A 16,276-nucleotide genomic window follows, 5' to 3' on the forward strand; every position below is an offset into this window, starting at 1 on the left:
TGTGCTCCAACAACAGGGGAAAAGCCGTCATCCTCGCCGTTCTGGCTGGTGGCGGATATGTCCCCTGAGGGACATTTTTGCCACTCTCGTGCTAGTATTCAGCCATAGCGGAGAATCGCTCCCCGTCACCGGAAACGTGCCAACATGACCCAGCCATTCACCACAGATGCCTTGACCCGCAGCATGACCGAGGTGGTCGATGCCCTGCACAGCAGCGCCTTTCCGGCGGCGCTGGTGCGGCTGATCCAGCAGCAGGTGGCGTTTGATTGCGCCCTGCTGCTCGGGGTGGGGCAGCGGCCCGTCTACCTCTACGACAACCTCAACCATCAGCGGGCTCTGCTCTTTGATCGCTACCTCACCAGCCACTTCAGTCAGGATCCCTTTATGCAGGCGCTGGAGCAGGGCTTGCCTGCCGGCGTCTGGACCCTGGCGCAGGTCTCCCAAGGGCGGCTCGATCCCGAATATCGCCACCACTTCTATCAGGCCACCGGCTGGCAGGAGGAGGTGGGGCTGATCCTGCCGGTGCGGGACGGACTGACGCTGATGCTGTTTCTCGGGCGACTCGACAAGCGCAGTACCCTCAGCCGTGACGAGCTGGTAAGGCTGGAGCAGCTGTTCCCGCTGGTACATTCGCTCTGTCGTCAGCAGTGGCGGCAGAGCCAGCCGCTGTTGGCCCAGGGCACTGTGCTGCCAGACAGCGCCAGCCTCCGGAGTGCGGTGGAGCAGGCGATGGCGAGTGTGGGGGGCGATAGGCTTACCCGGCGCGAGCGGCAGGTGGCGGAGTTGCTGCTGCAGGGGCTGGATACGGAGGCGATTGCCGCAGCGCTCGGGATTGGCAGCGGCACGGTGAAGAATCACCGCAAGCATCTCTATGGCAAGCTGCGGCTCGGCTCGCGGGCCGAGCTGTTTCATCTCTTCCTCAACCATCTGATCACCACAGAGGGAAGAGGATGAACCGGGGTTACTCGATCTTCGGTAGCGGCTTATCGCTTTGGGGAAGGTTACTGAGTCGCTGGTAGCGTTCCATCAACTGCCGGTATTCGCTACCGAGACGAACCTGATCGAGGGCTTGTTGCAACCGGGCGACCTGCTGCCGATCCGCCCGCGGGTTGAAAGCAAAGCAGTTGTCCTGTTCCTCCAGCACTGCGACAGAGATGAAATCTTCCGCGGCAAATCCCAGAGCTTTCAGTTGATGGAATAACATCACCTCGTTGCCTGCTACCAGATCTGTACGGGCCATGATGAGCTGGCGTACCACCTGCTCCATGCGCTCCACCGACATCATATTGCCCGGGCTGATCCCGCGGTTGAGCAGCAACTGCTCCCCGACATCCGCCTGCATCACGCCGATCTGCAGCTTGGCGAGATCCGCTTTGCTGGCCACTCTGGGGGCATCCTGTTTTCGTCCGACCAGCGTCACTCGCGAGTGGCTGATGGGGCAAACCCATAGGAAATGGGGATCACGCTCTTTGGTTCTGGCGGTGGTAAAAAGAACGGCCTCCGGTTGCTGGGTCAGCAGATACCAACCGCGGGCCCATGGCAGAAATTGGATCGGTTGCTCCGGCTCCCCCAGCTCGCGCCACATCAGCCGCAGCAGCTCAACTGCCAGCCCGATGGGCTTGCCCTCCTTGTCCAGCCCGTTGAGGGGCATGTTCTGCTCCGAGTAATAGATAAATGCGGACCGTGCGGGGAAGCTGGTCAGCAGGAGCAGGGCGATAAGGGCCGCGAGCAGGGATCGCATGGCGCACTCCTTGTGCAGGGAATTACCTATCAGTCTATGTGTCCTTGGCCGGAAGTTCATAGTCGGGTCGCGGATACCGCGACAGGCCACCTTGCGGTGACCTGTCGGTTTATTTTAGCAGGGCCTCCATCTCCGCCTCTGCCTTGGCGCGAGCCTCGGCTTCTGCTGCTATGGCGGCATCGGTGGCGCTCTCTCCGGCCGTATGGGGAGCGGCACTGCTTACGGCCTGTTTGGCAGGAACGACAACAGCCTTGGTGGCCTCTTGCGTCGCGGTCGCAGCGGCGCTGCTGACGGCTTGCTTGGCAGGTGCGGCAACGGCCTTGGTGGCCTCTTGCGTCGCGGTCGCAGCTGCGCTGCTGACGGCTTGTTTGGCAGGAACGGCAACGGCCTTGGTGGCTTCTTGCGTTGCGGTCGCAGCGGCGCTGCTGACGGCTTGCTTGGCAGGAGCAGCAACGGCCTTGGTGGCTTCTTGCGTCACGGTTGCGGCGGCGGTGCTGACGGCTTGTTTGGCAGGAGTGGCAACGGCCTTGGTGGCTTCTTGCGTTGCGGTCGCAGCGGTGCTGCTCACCGCCTGTTTGGCGGGTGCAGTGACTGCGGTGGTTGCACTACGGGTCAGATCGGTCGCGCTTTGGCTTACCGCTTGGGTGGCCTGCCCTGTGGCGTTGGCGGCTGCGCCGCTGATAGCCTGACTTGCACTGTTGGTCAGCGAGCCGGTGACGCCGCGAGTCACTGTGCCCAGCGCGCTGCCAAGGGAGAAGGGGGAGGCGCCACTCTGACTGGTTGCCGTACCGGTCAGGGCATTAGCCGCCGGGGTGAGCTGGTTGGTGGGGGTCTGCCAGCCCTGCATGGCGGTTGGCCAGGTCGGTGCCGTGCCCGCCAGATTTTCGCCGAAGGTCAGGGTGGTACCATCCCCTTTTTGCAGCAATACAGACATCTGGTTGGTTTGCGAGTTCCACACCATCCCCGCCTGCTTGGCGATATCCGGCACGGGCGCATACTCGGAGACCACATAGAAAAGCGGCCCCTCCTGCTGTAACTTGTCGGCCGTCTTGAGCAACTGCATGGTGCTGTCGTAGTTGGGGCCAAGGATAGCGGTCATCCGATCCTTGATCAGGGGTTGTTCGAACAGATTGACCTCGTTCGGGTCAAAGCCGACCAGCGGCTTGAGCAGGGCCCACATCAGCTGGCTGGTGGGGCTCATCATCAGCAATGGAGCAACGCAGGCGGACAACATCAGGCTCAGGCAGGCAGCCTTGAGCAACGGCATGATACGCATTGGGATAATATCCAAATAACGATTTGATAAATAAGGTTATATTTTGTCAGGACGTGACAAATTCACCGGGAGTTTGCGCGTGGCAGCGAGAGACTGCCCACAGGCGCTGGCAGGCTACCATATTGGTTCCACAATGCCAGCAGGCTGTATGATTATCCGTCAAGTAAACTCGGGGCCGGGTTGATTGCTGGAGTGGGCCTGAGAGTCTGGCGTTCCCCTGCGATGGTGCTGCCAGTGGCCACATGGCAGCAAAACCAGAAGAGGATTTCAGGGGGCCAGTGAGGCTTTTCTTGATCCAGCTAAAGACATGGACGTGATCCCTGTCGCATAATGCAGCTCCTTTCTACTCTTGGCTGGAACCTAAGAAATGGCTCGTCGCTCTTCCAATGCACAACGTCGTCGCAGTAGCTGGTGGTACAAACGCCTGTTGGCAAGGGAGCGGCAAGAGCGCGAAGCGCGTTCCGTCCGGGATTGATAAAGCATTGAAAAACGGAGCGTTTGCTCCGTTTTTTTTCACCTATGAAACTGGCTGAATGGCTCAGTGTGCAGCCCTGTCTGCCGACAATAAATCACTCTGACCGTGCCGGTTGTATGGACTGATGCGATGGATGATGCATGATGGACGTTTCGAGAAGGAGCCTCATATGCAGATTACCATCCGTCATGCCGAATCCGCCGATGCCCCCGCCTTGCGGGATCTCTATGCCATGCCCAATGCCCAGGCGGGCACTTTGCACTTGCCTATGTCTCCCCTTAGCCAGTGGCAGAAGCGGTTGGAGAGTGACAGCGTGGTGGCACTGGTCGCCGATGTTGACGGCTTGCTGGTAGGCCAGCTCTCGCTGCTGGTTGAGCCCAATCCGAGACGCAAGCATGTGGCCTGTATCGGTATGGGGGTACGGGATGACTGGGCAGGCAAGGGGGTGGGCTCTGCCCTGATGGCTGCGGCGTTGGATCTGGCCGATAACTGGCTCAACCTGCACCGGATTGAGCTGACCGTCTATACCGACAATGAGGCCGCACAGGCGCTCTATCGCAAGTTCGGTTTCACGCAGGAGGGGCTGGCTCGTGACTATGCCTTCCGGCAAGGGCGCTATGTGGATGTGTTCTATATGGCCAGAGTTGCGGGGGGCGTCAGTCGCTAATGGCATGGTCGATTATCAGGCCAGATTGCGCCCGGTGATCCGGGCGCTGGAGCAGAATCCCGAGCTCTGCCTCAGTGAGGCGGCCAGTCTTGCGGCGCTCTCCAGCTATCACTTTCATCGGGTCTTTACCGCCGTCACCGGTGAAACCCCGACCGAGATGCAGCGCCGCCTGCGGTTGGAGCGGGCTGCTCGCTCTCTCTGCTACAGTCGCGACCCGATCACCGAGATTGCCTTCTCGGCCGGTTTTGCCAGCTCACAGGCCTTTGCCAAGGCGTTTCGCAAGCAGTTTGCCATGGCACCGGGGATGTTGCGCCGCCAGCCGTCACTCTTGCAACTGAGCAAGAATGGACACGCGGCTGCCCGGGTCTCTGATTATGCTGAAGGCCGTTCCAGTGAAAGGAGGCTACAGATGAAAACCGAACAGATGGCTGCGCGCACTCTGGCCTATATCCGGGTCACCGGCCCTTACGGCATAGGCTATGAGCCGGTGTGTGACCAGCTCTATCAATGGGCTGTCGGGTTGGGCTTGGCCGAAGGGGAGTGGATCTTCATCTACCACGACAACCCCGAAGTGACGGCTCCCCAGCAGCGCCGCACCGATATTTGCGTCACCGTGCCGGCGGGCACCAGGGGAAGTGGCAATGTGGAGATCCAGCAGCTGGCGGGCGGCCGCTATGGCCAGTCACGTTTTACCGTGACCGACCCGGCCCAGTACCCCGCACTCTGGCAGCAACATATCGGTGAGGTGGTAGCGGCCGGTTTCGAATTTGATGATCGACCCTGTTTCGAGCTCTATCACAGCTTCGATCCGGTGACCAAGGTTGCGGATGTGAGCTTTTGCTCCAGCCTAAAGGGTTAGGGCACAACAAGACGTAAGGGATGGTACAGAGCATCGCGCAGAAATTAGAGAGCCGGACAGTGTCCGGCTCTTTTGCATCTGGCGGTTGGGCGGCGGTTAGCGCTGGAACCCCTTCTGGGCGAACTTGGGGCGGGCGTTCATGATCTGCTCCACCTGTTCGTCGCTCATCTTGCCACGCGACAGCCCCAGCACCTTGTAGGTGAGCAGCGGTCGGGCGGGCAGGGCGATCATCAGGGCGCGGATCTGGTTCTCGTCATCCTTATCTCGGGTCGGCTTGCCGTAGGCATAGGTGAGGACGCCGGCATCCATCAGGTTTTTGACGGCGGGCTCGGTGATCGGCAAGTTTATGACGCTTTTACGCTGTAGCACGAACTCGCGCAGCACCGCCTTTTCGTTGAAGTCGAGGAAGCCGATCATCTGGGCCAGCTGGTCCTGCTGACGGCGCGCCTGCCACTCTTCGCAAGCCCACTCCCAGGCGATCAGGAAGCCCTGACTGCAGAAGTAGGAGATGGCGATCAGCATGCCGACCCCCAGCCAGGCCGCATGATCCGCAGCCCACTGGCTGACGGCCCCTTTCATCAGCCCGGCCGGAAACAGCAAAATGATGCTGCAACAGAGCAACAACCAGACCATCAGCCAATTGAGGCGGCTGAGTTGATAGAAATGTTGGATCCACCGTTTCATTGTTCATCCTTCCCAAACTGTTGTGGATAGTGAACTACCTACAGCAATCGGTGTGCCAACAGCGTAATGGCGCCGGGGAGGGGAGGCTGGCGATACATTTCCTTACAACTTATTGAATGAGTTATCAGTAATTTGCCTTGTGAGGTGACGGTCGAGTTGGTAAAACGTCCCCTCAGTCATTGGGGAGTAGCAACCCGCCCGTATTCCGGGCCGGGCCCATGTCAACACTCTTGGATCCTCGCATCCATGGCATGGGCGGCGATAGGCACTATCGCTCTGCAAGACCTTTGGCCTCGATATGCACGCCAGCCGGGCGAGCCATGTCGGGTCCATCGGTTATTCTGCTCGCCTGGCGGTATCTATTATGTTGATTACCCTGCTGTTATTTCTCGTCTCTGCGGTCACCATCTACCTTGCCTGCGAATACTTCGTTAACGGCATCGAATGGACCGGACACCACTTCAAACTCTCGCAAAGTGCCACTGGTTCGCTGCTGGCTGCACTGGGTACGGCGCTGCCCGAATGCATCGTCACCCTGACCGCCCTGCTGATAGGCAATACAACCGCCCAGCAGGAGATCGGCATCGGCGCCGCCCTCGGCGGGCCGCTGGTGCTGGCCACCATCGGCTATGGTGCGGTCGGTCTCACTCTGCTGCTTTGCATGGGGCGTACCGAGCGCGCCATCAATGGGGAGGTACAGCGCGAGATTGGCCGGGATCAGCGCTGGTTTATGGGAATCTTTTTGGTGGCCACTGTACTGGGTCTGGTCGCCTTTACCGGCAAGAGCTGGCTGGCCCCGCTCTTCCTGCTGGTCTACCTCGTCTATGTAAGGCGCGAGCTGAAGCAGAGCGACAGCCATGAGGTCGAGTTGCCTGAGCCCCTCAAGCTGGCTCCAAATGCCGGGATCCCGCCTCTTGGCAAGGTGCTGCTGCAGACGCTGGCTGCGTTAGTGGTGGTGGCGCTGGCGGCACAGCTGTTTGTCCATCAGCTGGAGAGCATGGGCGAACTGTTTGGCCTCTCGCCGGTGCTGGCGGCCCTGCTGTTGAGTCCGGTGGCGACCGAGATGCCGGAGCTGATGAACGTGCTGATCTGGGTGCGACAGGGCAAGAATCGGCTGGCGCTGGCCAATATCTCCGGGGCCATGATGATCCAGGGCACTATCCCCAAGGCCTTCTGCTTGATCTTCACCCCCTGGTTGCTGGATGGTGCCATGATGGCCTCCTCGCTGGTGACGCTGCTGGCGGTGGGGTTGCTCTGGTGGGGGTTCAGAAAGGGAGTGATGACCGCCGGGCGGTTGGCGCTGGTGGGTCTGCTCTATCTCGGCTTCTGCGGCTGGCTACTGGTGAGCTGAAGCGAGAAGCGCGGATATGAAAAAGCCCCCTTGGGTCAGGGGGCTTTGCTGTATCGGTTGGGGCGGTGCTTACAGCGCGGCGATCTCGGCCTGCTGGGCTTCCAGCTTGGTCAGCTGGAGACGGTAATCTTCCAGCTTCTCGCGCTCTTTGGCGATGACCGCTTCCGGCGCCTTGGCGACGAAGGCTTCGTTGCCGAGTTTGCCTTCGATACGGCCGCACTCGCCCACCAGACGGGCAACCTCTTTAGCCAGACGGGCCAGTTCGGCATCCTTGTCGATGAGACCGGCCATCGGGATCATCAGCTCGGTGGCACCGATCAGCTTCTTCACTGACAGCGGGGCGGTTTCACCGTCCGCCAGAACGCGGATGGACTCCAGACGGGCCAGCGACTTGAGGAAGGCCTCGTTGTCAGCGGCGCGCTGGGCATCCTTGGCATCGCACTGGAGCAGCACGTTGAGGGGCACGCTCGGGGCCACGTTCATCTCGGCGCGGATGTTGCGGATACTGACGATGAACTCCTTCACCCACTCCTGATCCGCCATCGCGGCTTCGTCCACCTTGGCGGCGTCGAACTCCGGGAAGGCCTGAATCATGATGGTGTCGGCGTGTACGCCAGCCAGCGGGGCGACCGATTTCCAGATGGTCTCGGTGATGAACGGGATGATCGGGTGCGCCAGACGCAGCAGGGTCTCGAGGACGCTGACGAGGGTGTGGCGGGCAGCGCGTTGATCGGCCTCGGAACCCTTGGTCAGCACTGGCTTAGTCAGCTCCAGATACCAGTCACAGAACTGGTTCCAGATAAATTCGTACAGCACGCCAGCCGCGATATCGAAGCGATAGGTATCGAGGGCGGTGCGGAAGTCACGGATGGCCACTTGCAGCTGGGACTGGATCCAGCGATCTGCCAGACTGAACTGCATCTCGCCACCGGCAAAACCGCAATCCTGATCTTCGGTGTTCATCAGTACATAGCGGGAGGCGTTCCACAACTTGTTGCAGAAGTTGTTGTAGCCATCCAGGCGCTTCATGTCCCAGTTGATGTCACGACCGGTAGAGGCCAGCGCTGCCAGCGTGAAGCGCAGGGCGTCGGTACCGTGGGCATCGATCCCTTCCGGGAATTGCTTGGCGGTACGCTTGGCGATCTTCTCGGCCATCTGCGGCTGCATCATGTTGCCGGTGCGCTTCTCCAGCAGAGCTTCCAGCGAGATGCCATCGATCATGTCGAGGGGGTCCAGCACGTTGCCCTTGGACTTGGACATCTTCTGGCCCTCTTCGTCACGGATTAGGCCGGTGATGTAGACGGTCTTGAACGGGACTTGTGGCTGGCCGTTTTCGTCCTTGATGAAGTGCATGGTCATCATGATCATCCGGGCAATCCAGAAGAAGATGATGTCGAAGCCGCTCATCAGCACGTCGGTCGGGTGGAAGGTCTTGAGCGCCTCTGTGTTGTTCGGCCAGCCCAGGGTGGAGAAGGTCCACAGGGCGGAGCTGAACCAGGTGTCGAGCACATCTTCGTCCTGACGCAGGGTAGTCACGGACGGGATGCTGTGCTTTGCGCGCACTTCATCTTCGCTGCGGCCCACGTAGACGTTGCCGGCGTCGTCATACCATGCAGGGATGCGGTGACCCCACCACAGCTGACGGGAGACGCACCAGTCCTGAATGTCGCGCATCCAGGAGAAGTACATGTTTTCGTACTGCTTTGGCACGAACTGGATGCGGCCATCTTCCACCGCCTCGATGGCGGTCTTGGCCATCGGTGCCACGCGTACGTACCACTGGTCGGTCAGCATCGGCTCGATGGGCACGCCACCGCGATCGCCGTAAGGCTGTTGCAGCACGTGATCCTTGATCTCGGCCAAGAGGCCCAGCTCGTCCAGCTTGGCGACGATGGCCTTGCGGGCGGCGAAGCGCTCCATCCCGGCGAATTCGGTCGGCAGGGCGGCGTCATAGGCGGTGCTGGGGTTGCCGTTGCTGTCGACCACTTCGGCCTCGGCACGCACGTGGGCGTCCAGGGTGAAGATGTTGATCATTGGCAGGTTGTGGCGCTTGCCCACTTCGTTGTCGTTGAAGTCGTGGGCCGGGGTGATCTTCACGCAGCCGGTGCCCTTCTCCATGTCGGCGTGTTCGTCGGCAACGATGGGGATCAGACGATTCACCAGCGGCAGCAGAATGTGCTGACCGATCAGCGCCTTGTAGCGCGGGTCTTCCGGGTTTACCGCGACGGCGGTATCACCCAGCATGGTCTCCGGACGGGTGGTGGCGACGATCAGGTGATCCTGGCCTTCGGCAGTCTTGGCGCCGTTGGCCAGCGGGTAGCGAAGGTGCCACATGTGGCCCTTGATCTCGCGGTTCTCCACTTCCAGATCGGAGATGGCGGTGTTGAGTTTCGGATCCCAGTTCACCAGACGCTTGCCGCGGTACATCAGGCCATCTTCGTAAAGACGGACGAACACTTCCTGCACGGCGGCGGAGAGCCCCTCATCCATGGTGAAGCGCTCGCGCTCCCAATCCACGGAGTCGCCCAGACGGCGCATCTGGCGGGTGATGGTGCCACCGGACTCTTCTTTCCACTGCCAAATCTTGTCGATGAAGGCATCACGGCCGTAATCGTGGCGAGTCTTGCCCTCTTCTGCGGCGATCTTGCGCTCAACCACCATCTGGGTGGCGATACCGGCATGGTCGGTACCTGCCTGCCACAGGGTGTTTTTGCCCTGCATGCGGTTGTAGCGGATCAGGGTATCCATCAGGGTTTGCTGGAAGGCGTGACCCATGTGCAGGCTGCCGGTGACGTTCGGCGGCGGGATCATGATGCAGAAGGAGTCTTTGCTGGTGTCGCCGTGGGGCTTGAAGTAACCCTGGGCTTCCCAGTGCTGGTAGAGCGCCTGTTCGATGGCGTTGTGATTAAAAGTCTTTTCCATGGTCTCGCCGTAATCTGGATGGATGGAGTCTGGTGTTGATTCTTTATGGATCAATTGGTTGCAGTCAGGGCTGCGCCGGATCCGGTGCGGCAAGGACGGGCTGATCCCTCATTTCGAGGGTATGGCCTGCCTGGCGATAGTGCTTGTAGCGCTCGCGGGCTTGCTGCTTTTGTGTTTCGTCAGTGGGGACAAAATCTACCACTTGAGCGAAGTGTCCTGCAAACAAAGGTGTCGCAGTGGCCAGATTGATGAGGCGGGCGTAGCGCCGTTTCGGTGGCTGATAGCCGATCTCCACCGGGGCCATGCCGCTTTCGCCTTGCAGCTGGTGCGGCACGAAGCGCTCCGGCGGCAGTTGCCACAACAGCTCGTCCAGGCGCAGGGCCTGGGCCTCATCGTTGCAGAAGAGGTAGATATGGCCCGCGCCCCACGACTCGGCCGCAAGAGTGCAGGCCAGTCGCTCGACCGCAGAGGCCTGCGCGTCATCCTGTTCGCTCATCAGGTAAAAGGTCACTTGGCTCATCAGGTTGATCCCGTTTTGCGGTGACGGAGTGTTGACCGCCTCATGAGGCTGACGGGGCGTTTCCCGTCCGCAACTCACTGATTCAAGAATGAAACAAGGAAGAGGCGGGCCTCTTCCTTGTGGTTCAGGGTAACGCCAACCCTTCCGATGCAGCCATCGGCAGGGGCCGGAGAGTTACTCTTTCTCTTCGATATCCACGCCAGCCCGGTTCAGCAGGAACTGGGTCAGCAGGGGCACCGGACGACCGGTGGAGCCTTTATCCTTGCCACTCTTCCAGGCGGTCCCGGCGATATCCAGGTGGGCCCAGTTGTACTTCTTGGTGAAGCGTGACAGGAAGGCCGCCGCGGTGATGGTACCGGCAGGACGACCGCCGATGTTGGCCATGTCGGCGAACGGGCTGTCGATCTGCTCCTGATACTCGTCGAACAGCGGCAGACGCCAGGCGCGATCACCCGCCTGCTCGGAGGCGTTGAGCAGCTCGTGGGCCAGCGGGTTGTGGTTGGCCAGCAGACCCGAGGTGTGGTGGCCCAGCGCGATGACGCAGGCACCGGTCAGGGTCGCCACGTCGATCACGGTTTCCGGATCGAAGCGGTCCACATAGGTCAGCGCATCACACAGTACCAGACGACCTTCCGCATCGGTGTTGAGCACTTCGATGGTCTGGCCGGACATGGAGGTGAGGATGTCACCTGGGCGATAGGCGTTGCCACCCGGCATGTTTTCGCAGCCTGCCAGCACGCCGATGACGTTGATCGGCAGTTGCAGCTGGGCCAGCGCATGCATGGTACCGAGCACGGAGGCGGCGCCACCCATGTCGTACTTCATCTCGTCCATGCCGTCGGCCGGCTTGATGGAGATGCCGCCGGAGTCAAAGGTCAGACCCTTGCCGACCAGCACGATGGGCTTGGCATCCGGATGACCCTTGTATTCGATGATGGCCATCATGGCTTCGTTATCGGAGCCGCGGGCCACCGCCAGGTAGGAGTTCATGCCGAGCTCGGCCATCTCCTGCTCGCCCACCACCTTGGTGGTGATGTTGTCGTAGGCATCGGCCAGACGACGGGCCTGGGAGGCCAGATAGGCCGGGTTGCAGACGTTGGGCGGCATGTTCGCCACGTCGCGGCAGACCCGCACACCCTTGGCCACGGCTAGACCGTGAGCGATGGCTTTTTCACCAATGGTCAGTTCCCGACGCGTCGGCACGTTGAATACCAGCTTGCGCAGCGGGCGACGTGGCTCGGCCTTGTTGGTCTTGAACTGATCAAAGCTGTAGAGGCCCGCCTTGGTGGTTTCTACCGCCTGGCGCACCTTCCAATAGGTATCCCGACCCTTGACGTGCAGCTCGGTGAGGAAGCAGACCGCTTCCATGGAGCCGGTTTCGTTGAGGGTGGTGATGGTCTTGTTGATGATCTGCTTGTACTGGCGTTCGTCGAGTTCCCGCTCCTTGCCGCATCCGACCAGCAGTACGCGCTCGCTGAGCACGCCCGGTACTTGATGCAGCAGCAGCATCTGGCCTGGTTTCCCTTCCAGGTCGCCACGGCGCAGCAGCGAACTGATATAGCCATCGCTGATCTTGTCCAGTTGTTCGGCAACCGGAGAGAGGCGACGCGGCTCAAATACGCCGACTACGACGCAGGCGCTCCGTTGCTTCTCTGGACTGCCACTCTTTACACTGAACTCCATGGAATCTCCTACATCCTAAAGACAAAAGGCACCTTTTATTGAATAATGCGGTGCTTGTTGGGGTATCAGAGGCGGAGCGAACAGCCACAGGCTCCGCAGTTCAAACTGGTAAAAATCCAATATACGGCCCTATTTTTCAGGCATTCGACTAAAAACACAAGTTTACTTGGGAATGACTGTGATCGTTTTCCGATATTTGTTCAGGGAAACCCTGAAAACCCAGCTGGCAGTGTTATTCGTATTGCTGCTTATCTTTGTCAGCCAACAATTTATCAAGATCATCGGTGATGCCGCCGATGGCGAGGTGCCGACACGTCTGGTCTCCACCCTGCTGCTGCTCAACTTGCCCAATATGGCGCTGTTGATGCTACCTATCAGTCTCTTTTTAGCCATTTTGTTTGCCCATGGTCGCCTCTACGCCGAAAGCGAGATGACGGTGATGCATGCGGTGGGTTTCAGCCACCGTTTCGTAATGCGCAGCGCCATGTTGCTGGCCTTGCTGACCGCTGCAGTCGCAGCGTTCAACACCGGCTGGATCGCCCCGCAGGCCAAGGAGCGAGAGTATCAGGTGATCGACGAGTTCAAGTCGGATCCGGGGATCTCTTTCCTGCAGGCGGGCCGCTTTATGGAGCTCGATAAGGGGCGCCTGGTTGCCTATATCCAGGATTTGAACGACAACGGCTCGAAGCTGCAGAAGATCTTCATCTTGCAGCGGGCCGAAGGCAGCAACCCCCCTTCGGTGGTGGTGGCGACCGAAGGGGTGGTGACGATCGATGAGAATGGTCTGCAGTGGCTGACTCTGAAGGATGGTTCCCGCTATGAAGGCAACTTCTCCGGCAAGCAGTTCCAGATCTCCGATTTTCGCGAGTATGGTCTGGTGATCCGTCAGCAGGAGATGGAGCGCTCCAACCGCAAGGCGGCGGCCAAACCCACCATGGAGCTGCTGGGTACCCAGGAAAACGACATGATGGGTGAATTGCAATGGCGTATCTCGCTGCCCCTCTCCATTCCGGTGCTCACCCTGCTGGTAGTTCCGCTGGCTCGGGTCAACCCCCGTCAGGGGCGCTACGCCAAGCTGTTGCCGGCCATCATGCTCTATCTCTCCTACTTCCTGCTGCTCAGTGCTGCCCGCTCGGCTATCGACAGTGGCCGGTTGCCCTACTGGCCGGGGATGTTCCTGGTTCCGCTCGGTTATCTGCTGTTTATTGGCCTGCCCCTCAATTTGCAGGGCACCAGCTGGTGGAACGGGGTAAAGAGCAAATATTTCATAAACAAATCAAAATGATGAAGCCACATAGGAACTACCGCTGATGTTTGGCATTCTCGATAGATATATCGGCAGGGTCATTTTTATGTCGATCCTGCTGTGTGAGCTCACGCTCGTTGGTCTTGCTGCGCTCATCAAGTATGTGGAACAGCTCAAGTCTGTCGGAGAGGGCAACTACGACATGCTCAATGCTCTCTACTATGTGTTGCTCTCCATGCCCAAGGAGGCGGTGCTCTTCTTCCCGCTGGCGGCACTGCTGGGCGGTCTGATCGGTCTGGGCCAGCTGGCGACCAGCTCCGAGCTGGTGGTGATGCAGGCGGCGGGCCGCTCCAAGATCAGTATTGTAATGGCGGCGCTCAAAACCGCGATCCCGCTGATGATCCTGGTAGGACTGATGGGGGAGTATGTGGCCCCTGTCGCCAAACGGATGGCGGATGATATCCGTGCCGGTGCCATGTCGGAAGGGCGGCTTACCGTCTCGGCCTACGGGGTGTGGGCACGGGATGGCAACAACTTCGTTAATATCAACGGGGTGCGCAACGATGGTGCCCTGACCGGCATCACCCTCTATCGTTTCACCCCCGAGCGCAAGCTGATCGACGTGGTGCAGGCACGGGAGGGGGTATTTGAAAGGCATCACTGGCTGCTCAAGCAGACGCAGGTTACCCGCTTCGACGACCCAGCTCAGATCCGCAGTGAAGAGCACGACAAGATGGAGTGGAGCTCGGAGCTGACGCCCAAGCAGCTGGGGGTGGTGAGTATCGACCCCGAGAATCTCTCGGTCTCCGGTCTGCTCGACTACATCGGTTACCTGGACGCCAACAAGCAGGATGCCGGTCGCTACAAGCTGGAGATGTGGCGCAAACTGCTGTCACCGCTCTCGGTGGTGGCGATGATCCTGCTGGCCTCTTCTTTCATCTTCGGCCCGTTGCGTTCGGTGAGCATGGGGGCGCGGATGCTGATGGGGATCATGACCGGTTTCGCCGTCTATGTGAGTGATCGGGTGTTTGGCCCCATCAGTCTGGTCTATGCGGTACCGCCCATTCTGGCGGCTGTCGCGCCCAGCCTGCTGTTTGGCGGCATCTCCTTCTACATCCTCAGCCGCAAGCAGTAATTCACACGTGGTAATACAAAGAGGGCACCTGCTGGTGCCCTCTTTCGTTATTGCATTGATCCGGTATTACTTGTTCAACAATTCCAGATTGGCCTCTTTGCTCAGCACAATCACTTCGCATTCGGCCCAGATATCCTGGAACGCCCGTGGGCGCTTGCGGTTGAACAGGCACATCAGGTTGCCCAGACCAAAGGCGGCAGTGGCGAGACGGATCAGCGCCTGGGTAATACGGATATGGCTGCCATCTTCGTTCTGAATGCGCAGCCGCCAGGCGCGCATGCCGACGGTCTGGCCAGCGCGGGTCCAGAACCAGGTGTAGAAACCGCAGATGACGAAGGCGAGCCACAGGGTGTAGATCAGGCTCAGGGGGTGGCGGGTCAGCAACCAGACGGTATCTTCACCCGCCGGTACGCTGGCCATGCCGGTGACCAGCAGCAGCTTGGCGACCCCCATGCCGATAAAGCCGGCGATGATCAGCAGCGAAGTCACCACCAGCGCATCATAGATCAGGGCGCCGAGGCGACGCAGCAGACCTGCTGACGGGTATGGCTGAGTGGCGGGAGAGGGGGATTTTTGTTGGACTTTTTTAGGCTTGGCCATCGTTTTTATTCCATTAAGATGATGGCGGCATTCTATGTAACTGGCCCCGCATCAGCAAGGCGTTGAATAAATGAACAAACGGGAGTGTTCAATCGAAAAACACCTTGCATGGCATCGCGCCATTCGTATAATCCCTCGCAGTTGCCCGGGTGGCGAAATCGGTAGACGCAGCGGATTCAAAATCCGCCGGTGAATAACCGTGTCGGTTCGAGTCCGACCCCGGGCACCATCAAATTCATGACAAAAGGCCATCAGCAATGATGGCCTTTTGTTTTTTGGCGTTCCTGCGCATTGGTGGGTTGCTGCTGAGCAGGCAGTACTTCCAGTTACCTCTTGGTATCCCTTCTCTTTTCCCGCTATCCGTTATTTCATTTCCTTGATATAGCCGCTGACGGCATCACCGCCAGCGGCCTGTCTCTATTGCGGTTTTTTCCAAACCTTGCTGCATCAGAACATGGTTGCCGCACTATCCCAGCAGGGCAAACAGCAGGGTACCGAGGCTGCCTGCGAGCGTCAGCGCGATGATGGCTCTGGGTGTGCCGTGCAGCTTGGTCCACATAAATAGGCTGGTGAGGGCGAGCAGCAGCAGGGCCAGGGCGGCGATATCGCCAAACAGCTGCCAGCCGAGGCCGGTGCCTATGCCGCGGTGCAGCCGGTTGAGGCTGGCGGCAAAGTTGGCCAGTTGCAGGTCGGTACGTACCAGCAGGGTACCCTCAACATAGCTGGCGGCCACGCTCTGGCTGAGGGTGACACCGCGCATCTCCCACTTGGCGGGCAGGGTGAGCGGGCCGTTCGGGGTGGGCAGGGTCTGGGCCGGGGTGATCATGGTTCGCCCGTCGGCAAAGGTATCGGGATAGCGCTGTTGCAGCAGGCTTTTCAGCTGCTCCGGGCTGGCGAGCGGCGCCTCCAGCACTATCTCTTCACTCGATTTGTCGGTGTGGGGGCCGGGGATGGGCAACACGGCACGGTGTTGCAGCCAGAGACCGGTGATGCCGTACATCAGCATCAGGGCGAGGGTAAAAAAACCGGCCCAGGCATGGAGGCGGCGTACCCATTTGTTGTTGTGAAGGGGAACTCTTCTGCGTTTCATCGTGGTTGCTTCATAAAAAAACTGGCC

General features: G+C 59.8%; 14 protein-coding genes, 1 tRNA gene and 1 riboswitch. Of the genes, 7 read left to right on the forward strand and 8 right to left on the reverse strand.

What is annotated here, in order from left to right; genetic code table 11:
• Positions 1-144: 144 nt before the first annotated feature.
• On the forward strand, positions 145-954 hold the full coding sequence (locus G5182_RS15400) for a helix-turn-helix domain-containing protein (protein WP_227341557.1): 810 nt from the start codon (positions 145-147) through the stop codon (positions 952-954).
• A gap of 7 nt (positions 955-961) precedes the next feature.
• Here G5182_RS15400 and G5182_RS15405 read toward each other — a convergent pair whose 3' ends face one another.
• A complete protein-coding gene (locus G5182_RS15405; RefSeq protein WP_421254512.1) occupies positions 962-1,741 on the reverse strand; it encodes a substrate-binding periplasmic protein in 780 nt (259 codons plus the stop codon).
• A gap of 109 nt (positions 1,742-1,850) precedes the next feature.
• Complete coding sequence (locus G5182_RS15410; protein WP_421251964.1) at positions 1,851-3,017, reverse strand: hypothetical protein; 1,167 nt, start codon at positions 3,015-3,017, stop codon at positions 1,851-1,853.
• 644 nt (positions 3,018-3,661) lie between these two features.
• Between G5182_RS15410 and G5182_RS15415 the strand changes: the two genes are divergently transcribed.
• Together G5182_RS15415 and G5182_RS15420 are read left to right on the forward strand one after the other, a co-directional pair.
• On the forward strand, positions 3,662-4,159 hold the full coding sequence (locus G5182_RS15415) for a GNAT family N-acetyltransferase (protein WP_216952700.1): 498 nt from the start codon (positions 3,662-3,664) through the stop codon (positions 4,157-4,159).
• A gap of 4 nt (positions 4,160-4,163) precedes the next feature.
• Complete coding sequence (locus G5182_RS15420) at positions 4,164-5,018, forward strand: AraC family transcriptional regulator (protein WP_421172994.1); 855 nt, start codon at positions 4,164-4,166, stop codon at positions 5,016-5,018.
• Positions 5,019-5,114: 96 nt separating this feature from the next.
• On the opposite strand, the gene G5182_RS15425 is transcribed toward G5182_RS15420, so the two are convergent.
• Positions 5,115-5,702 carry a superinfection exclusion B family protein gene (locus G5182_RS15425; RefSeq protein ID WP_216952701.1) on the reverse strand — a complete coding sequence of 196 codons (588 nt, stop codon included), beginning with the start codon at positions 5,700-5,702 and terminating at the stop codon, positions 5,115-5,117.
• A 169-nt stretch (positions 5,703-5,871) separates the two neighbouring features.
• Positions 5,872-5,978, forward strand: a riboswitch (yybP-ykoY riboswitch).
• Between the two features lie 88 nt (positions 5,979-6,066).
• Between G5182_RS15425 and G5182_RS15430 the strand changes: the two genes are divergently transcribed.
• Entirely contained in the window at positions 6,067-7,053 is a 987-nt protein-coding gene (locus G5182_RS15430) for a sodium:calcium antiporter (protein WP_227341555.1), read from the forward strand.
• A gap of 69 nt (positions 7,054-7,122) precedes the next feature.
• On the opposite strand, the gene G5182_RS15435 is transcribed toward G5182_RS15430, so the two are convergent.
• The 3 genes from G5182_RS15435 to pepA form a co-directional block, all read right to left on the reverse strand.
• Positions 7,123-9,975, reverse strand: a complete 2,853-nt coding sequence (locus G5182_RS15435) for a valine--tRNA ligase (RefSeq protein ID WP_421254513.1) — start codon at positions 9,973-9,975, stop codon at positions 7,123-7,125.
• A gap of 64 nt (positions 9,976-10,039) precedes the next feature.
• A complete protein-coding gene (locus tag G5182_RS15440) occupies positions 10,040-10,495 on the reverse strand; it encodes a DNA polymerase III subunit chi (protein ID WP_040068777.1) in 456 nt (151 codons plus the stop codon).
• 174 nt (positions 10,496-10,669) lie between these two features.
• The gene (gene pepA, locus G5182_RS15445; protein ID WP_005336423.1) at positions 10,670-12,178 is read right to left on the reverse strand and encodes a leucyl aminopeptidase; all 1,509 of its coding nucleotides are present in this window, start codon (positions 12,176-12,178) and stop codon (positions 10,670-10,672) included.
• Positions 12,179-12,350: 172 nt separating this feature from the next.
• On the opposite strand from pepA, the gene lptF reads away from it, so the two are divergent.
• Positions 12,351-13,463: an LPS export ABC transporter permease LptF gene (gene lptF / locus G5182_RS15450; RefSeq protein WP_421223087.1), complete on the forward strand. Its 1,113-nt coding sequence runs from the start codon at positions 12,351-12,353 to the stop codon at positions 13,461-13,463.
• Positions 13,464-13,488: 25 nt separating this feature from the next.
• The gene (lptG, locus tag G5182_RS15455) at positions 13,489-14,559 is read left to right on the forward strand and encodes an LPS export ABC transporter permease LptG (RefSeq protein WP_216952705.1); all 1,071 of its coding nucleotides are present in this window, start codon (positions 13,489-13,491) and stop codon (positions 14,557-14,559) included.
• A 66-nt stretch (positions 14,560-14,625) separates the two neighbouring features.
• On the opposite strand, the gene G5182_RS15460 is transcribed toward lptG, so the two are convergent.
• Complete coding sequence (locus G5182_RS15460) at positions 14,626-15,159, reverse strand: RDD family protein (RefSeq protein ID WP_421172973.1); 534 nt, start codon at positions 15,157-15,159, stop codon at positions 14,626-14,628.
• A gap of 143 nt (positions 15,160-15,302) precedes the next feature.
• Here G5182_RS15460 and G5182_RS15465 point away from each other — a divergent pair.
• Positions 15,303-15,388 (forward strand) — tRNA-Leu (locus tag G5182_RS15465).
• Positions 15,389-15,625: 237 nt separating this feature from the next.
• On the opposite strand, the gene G5182_RS15470 is transcribed toward G5182_RS15465, so the two are convergent.
• Positions 15,626-16,249 (reverse strand): PepSY-associated TM helix domain-containing protein, encoded by a 624-nt coding sequence (locus tag G5182_RS15470; RefSeq protein WP_216952718.1) that lies wholly within the window; start codon positions 16,247-16,249, stop codon positions 15,626-15,628.
• Positions 16,250-16,276 lie beyond the last annotated feature (27 nt).

This window comes from Aeromonas sp. 600948 (genome assembly GCF_049174875.1).
In the GTDB taxonomy this organism is placed as follows: domain Bacteria; phylum Pseudomonadota; class Gammaproteobacteria; order Enterobacterales; family Aeromonadaceae; genus Aeromonas; species Aeromonas veronii_A.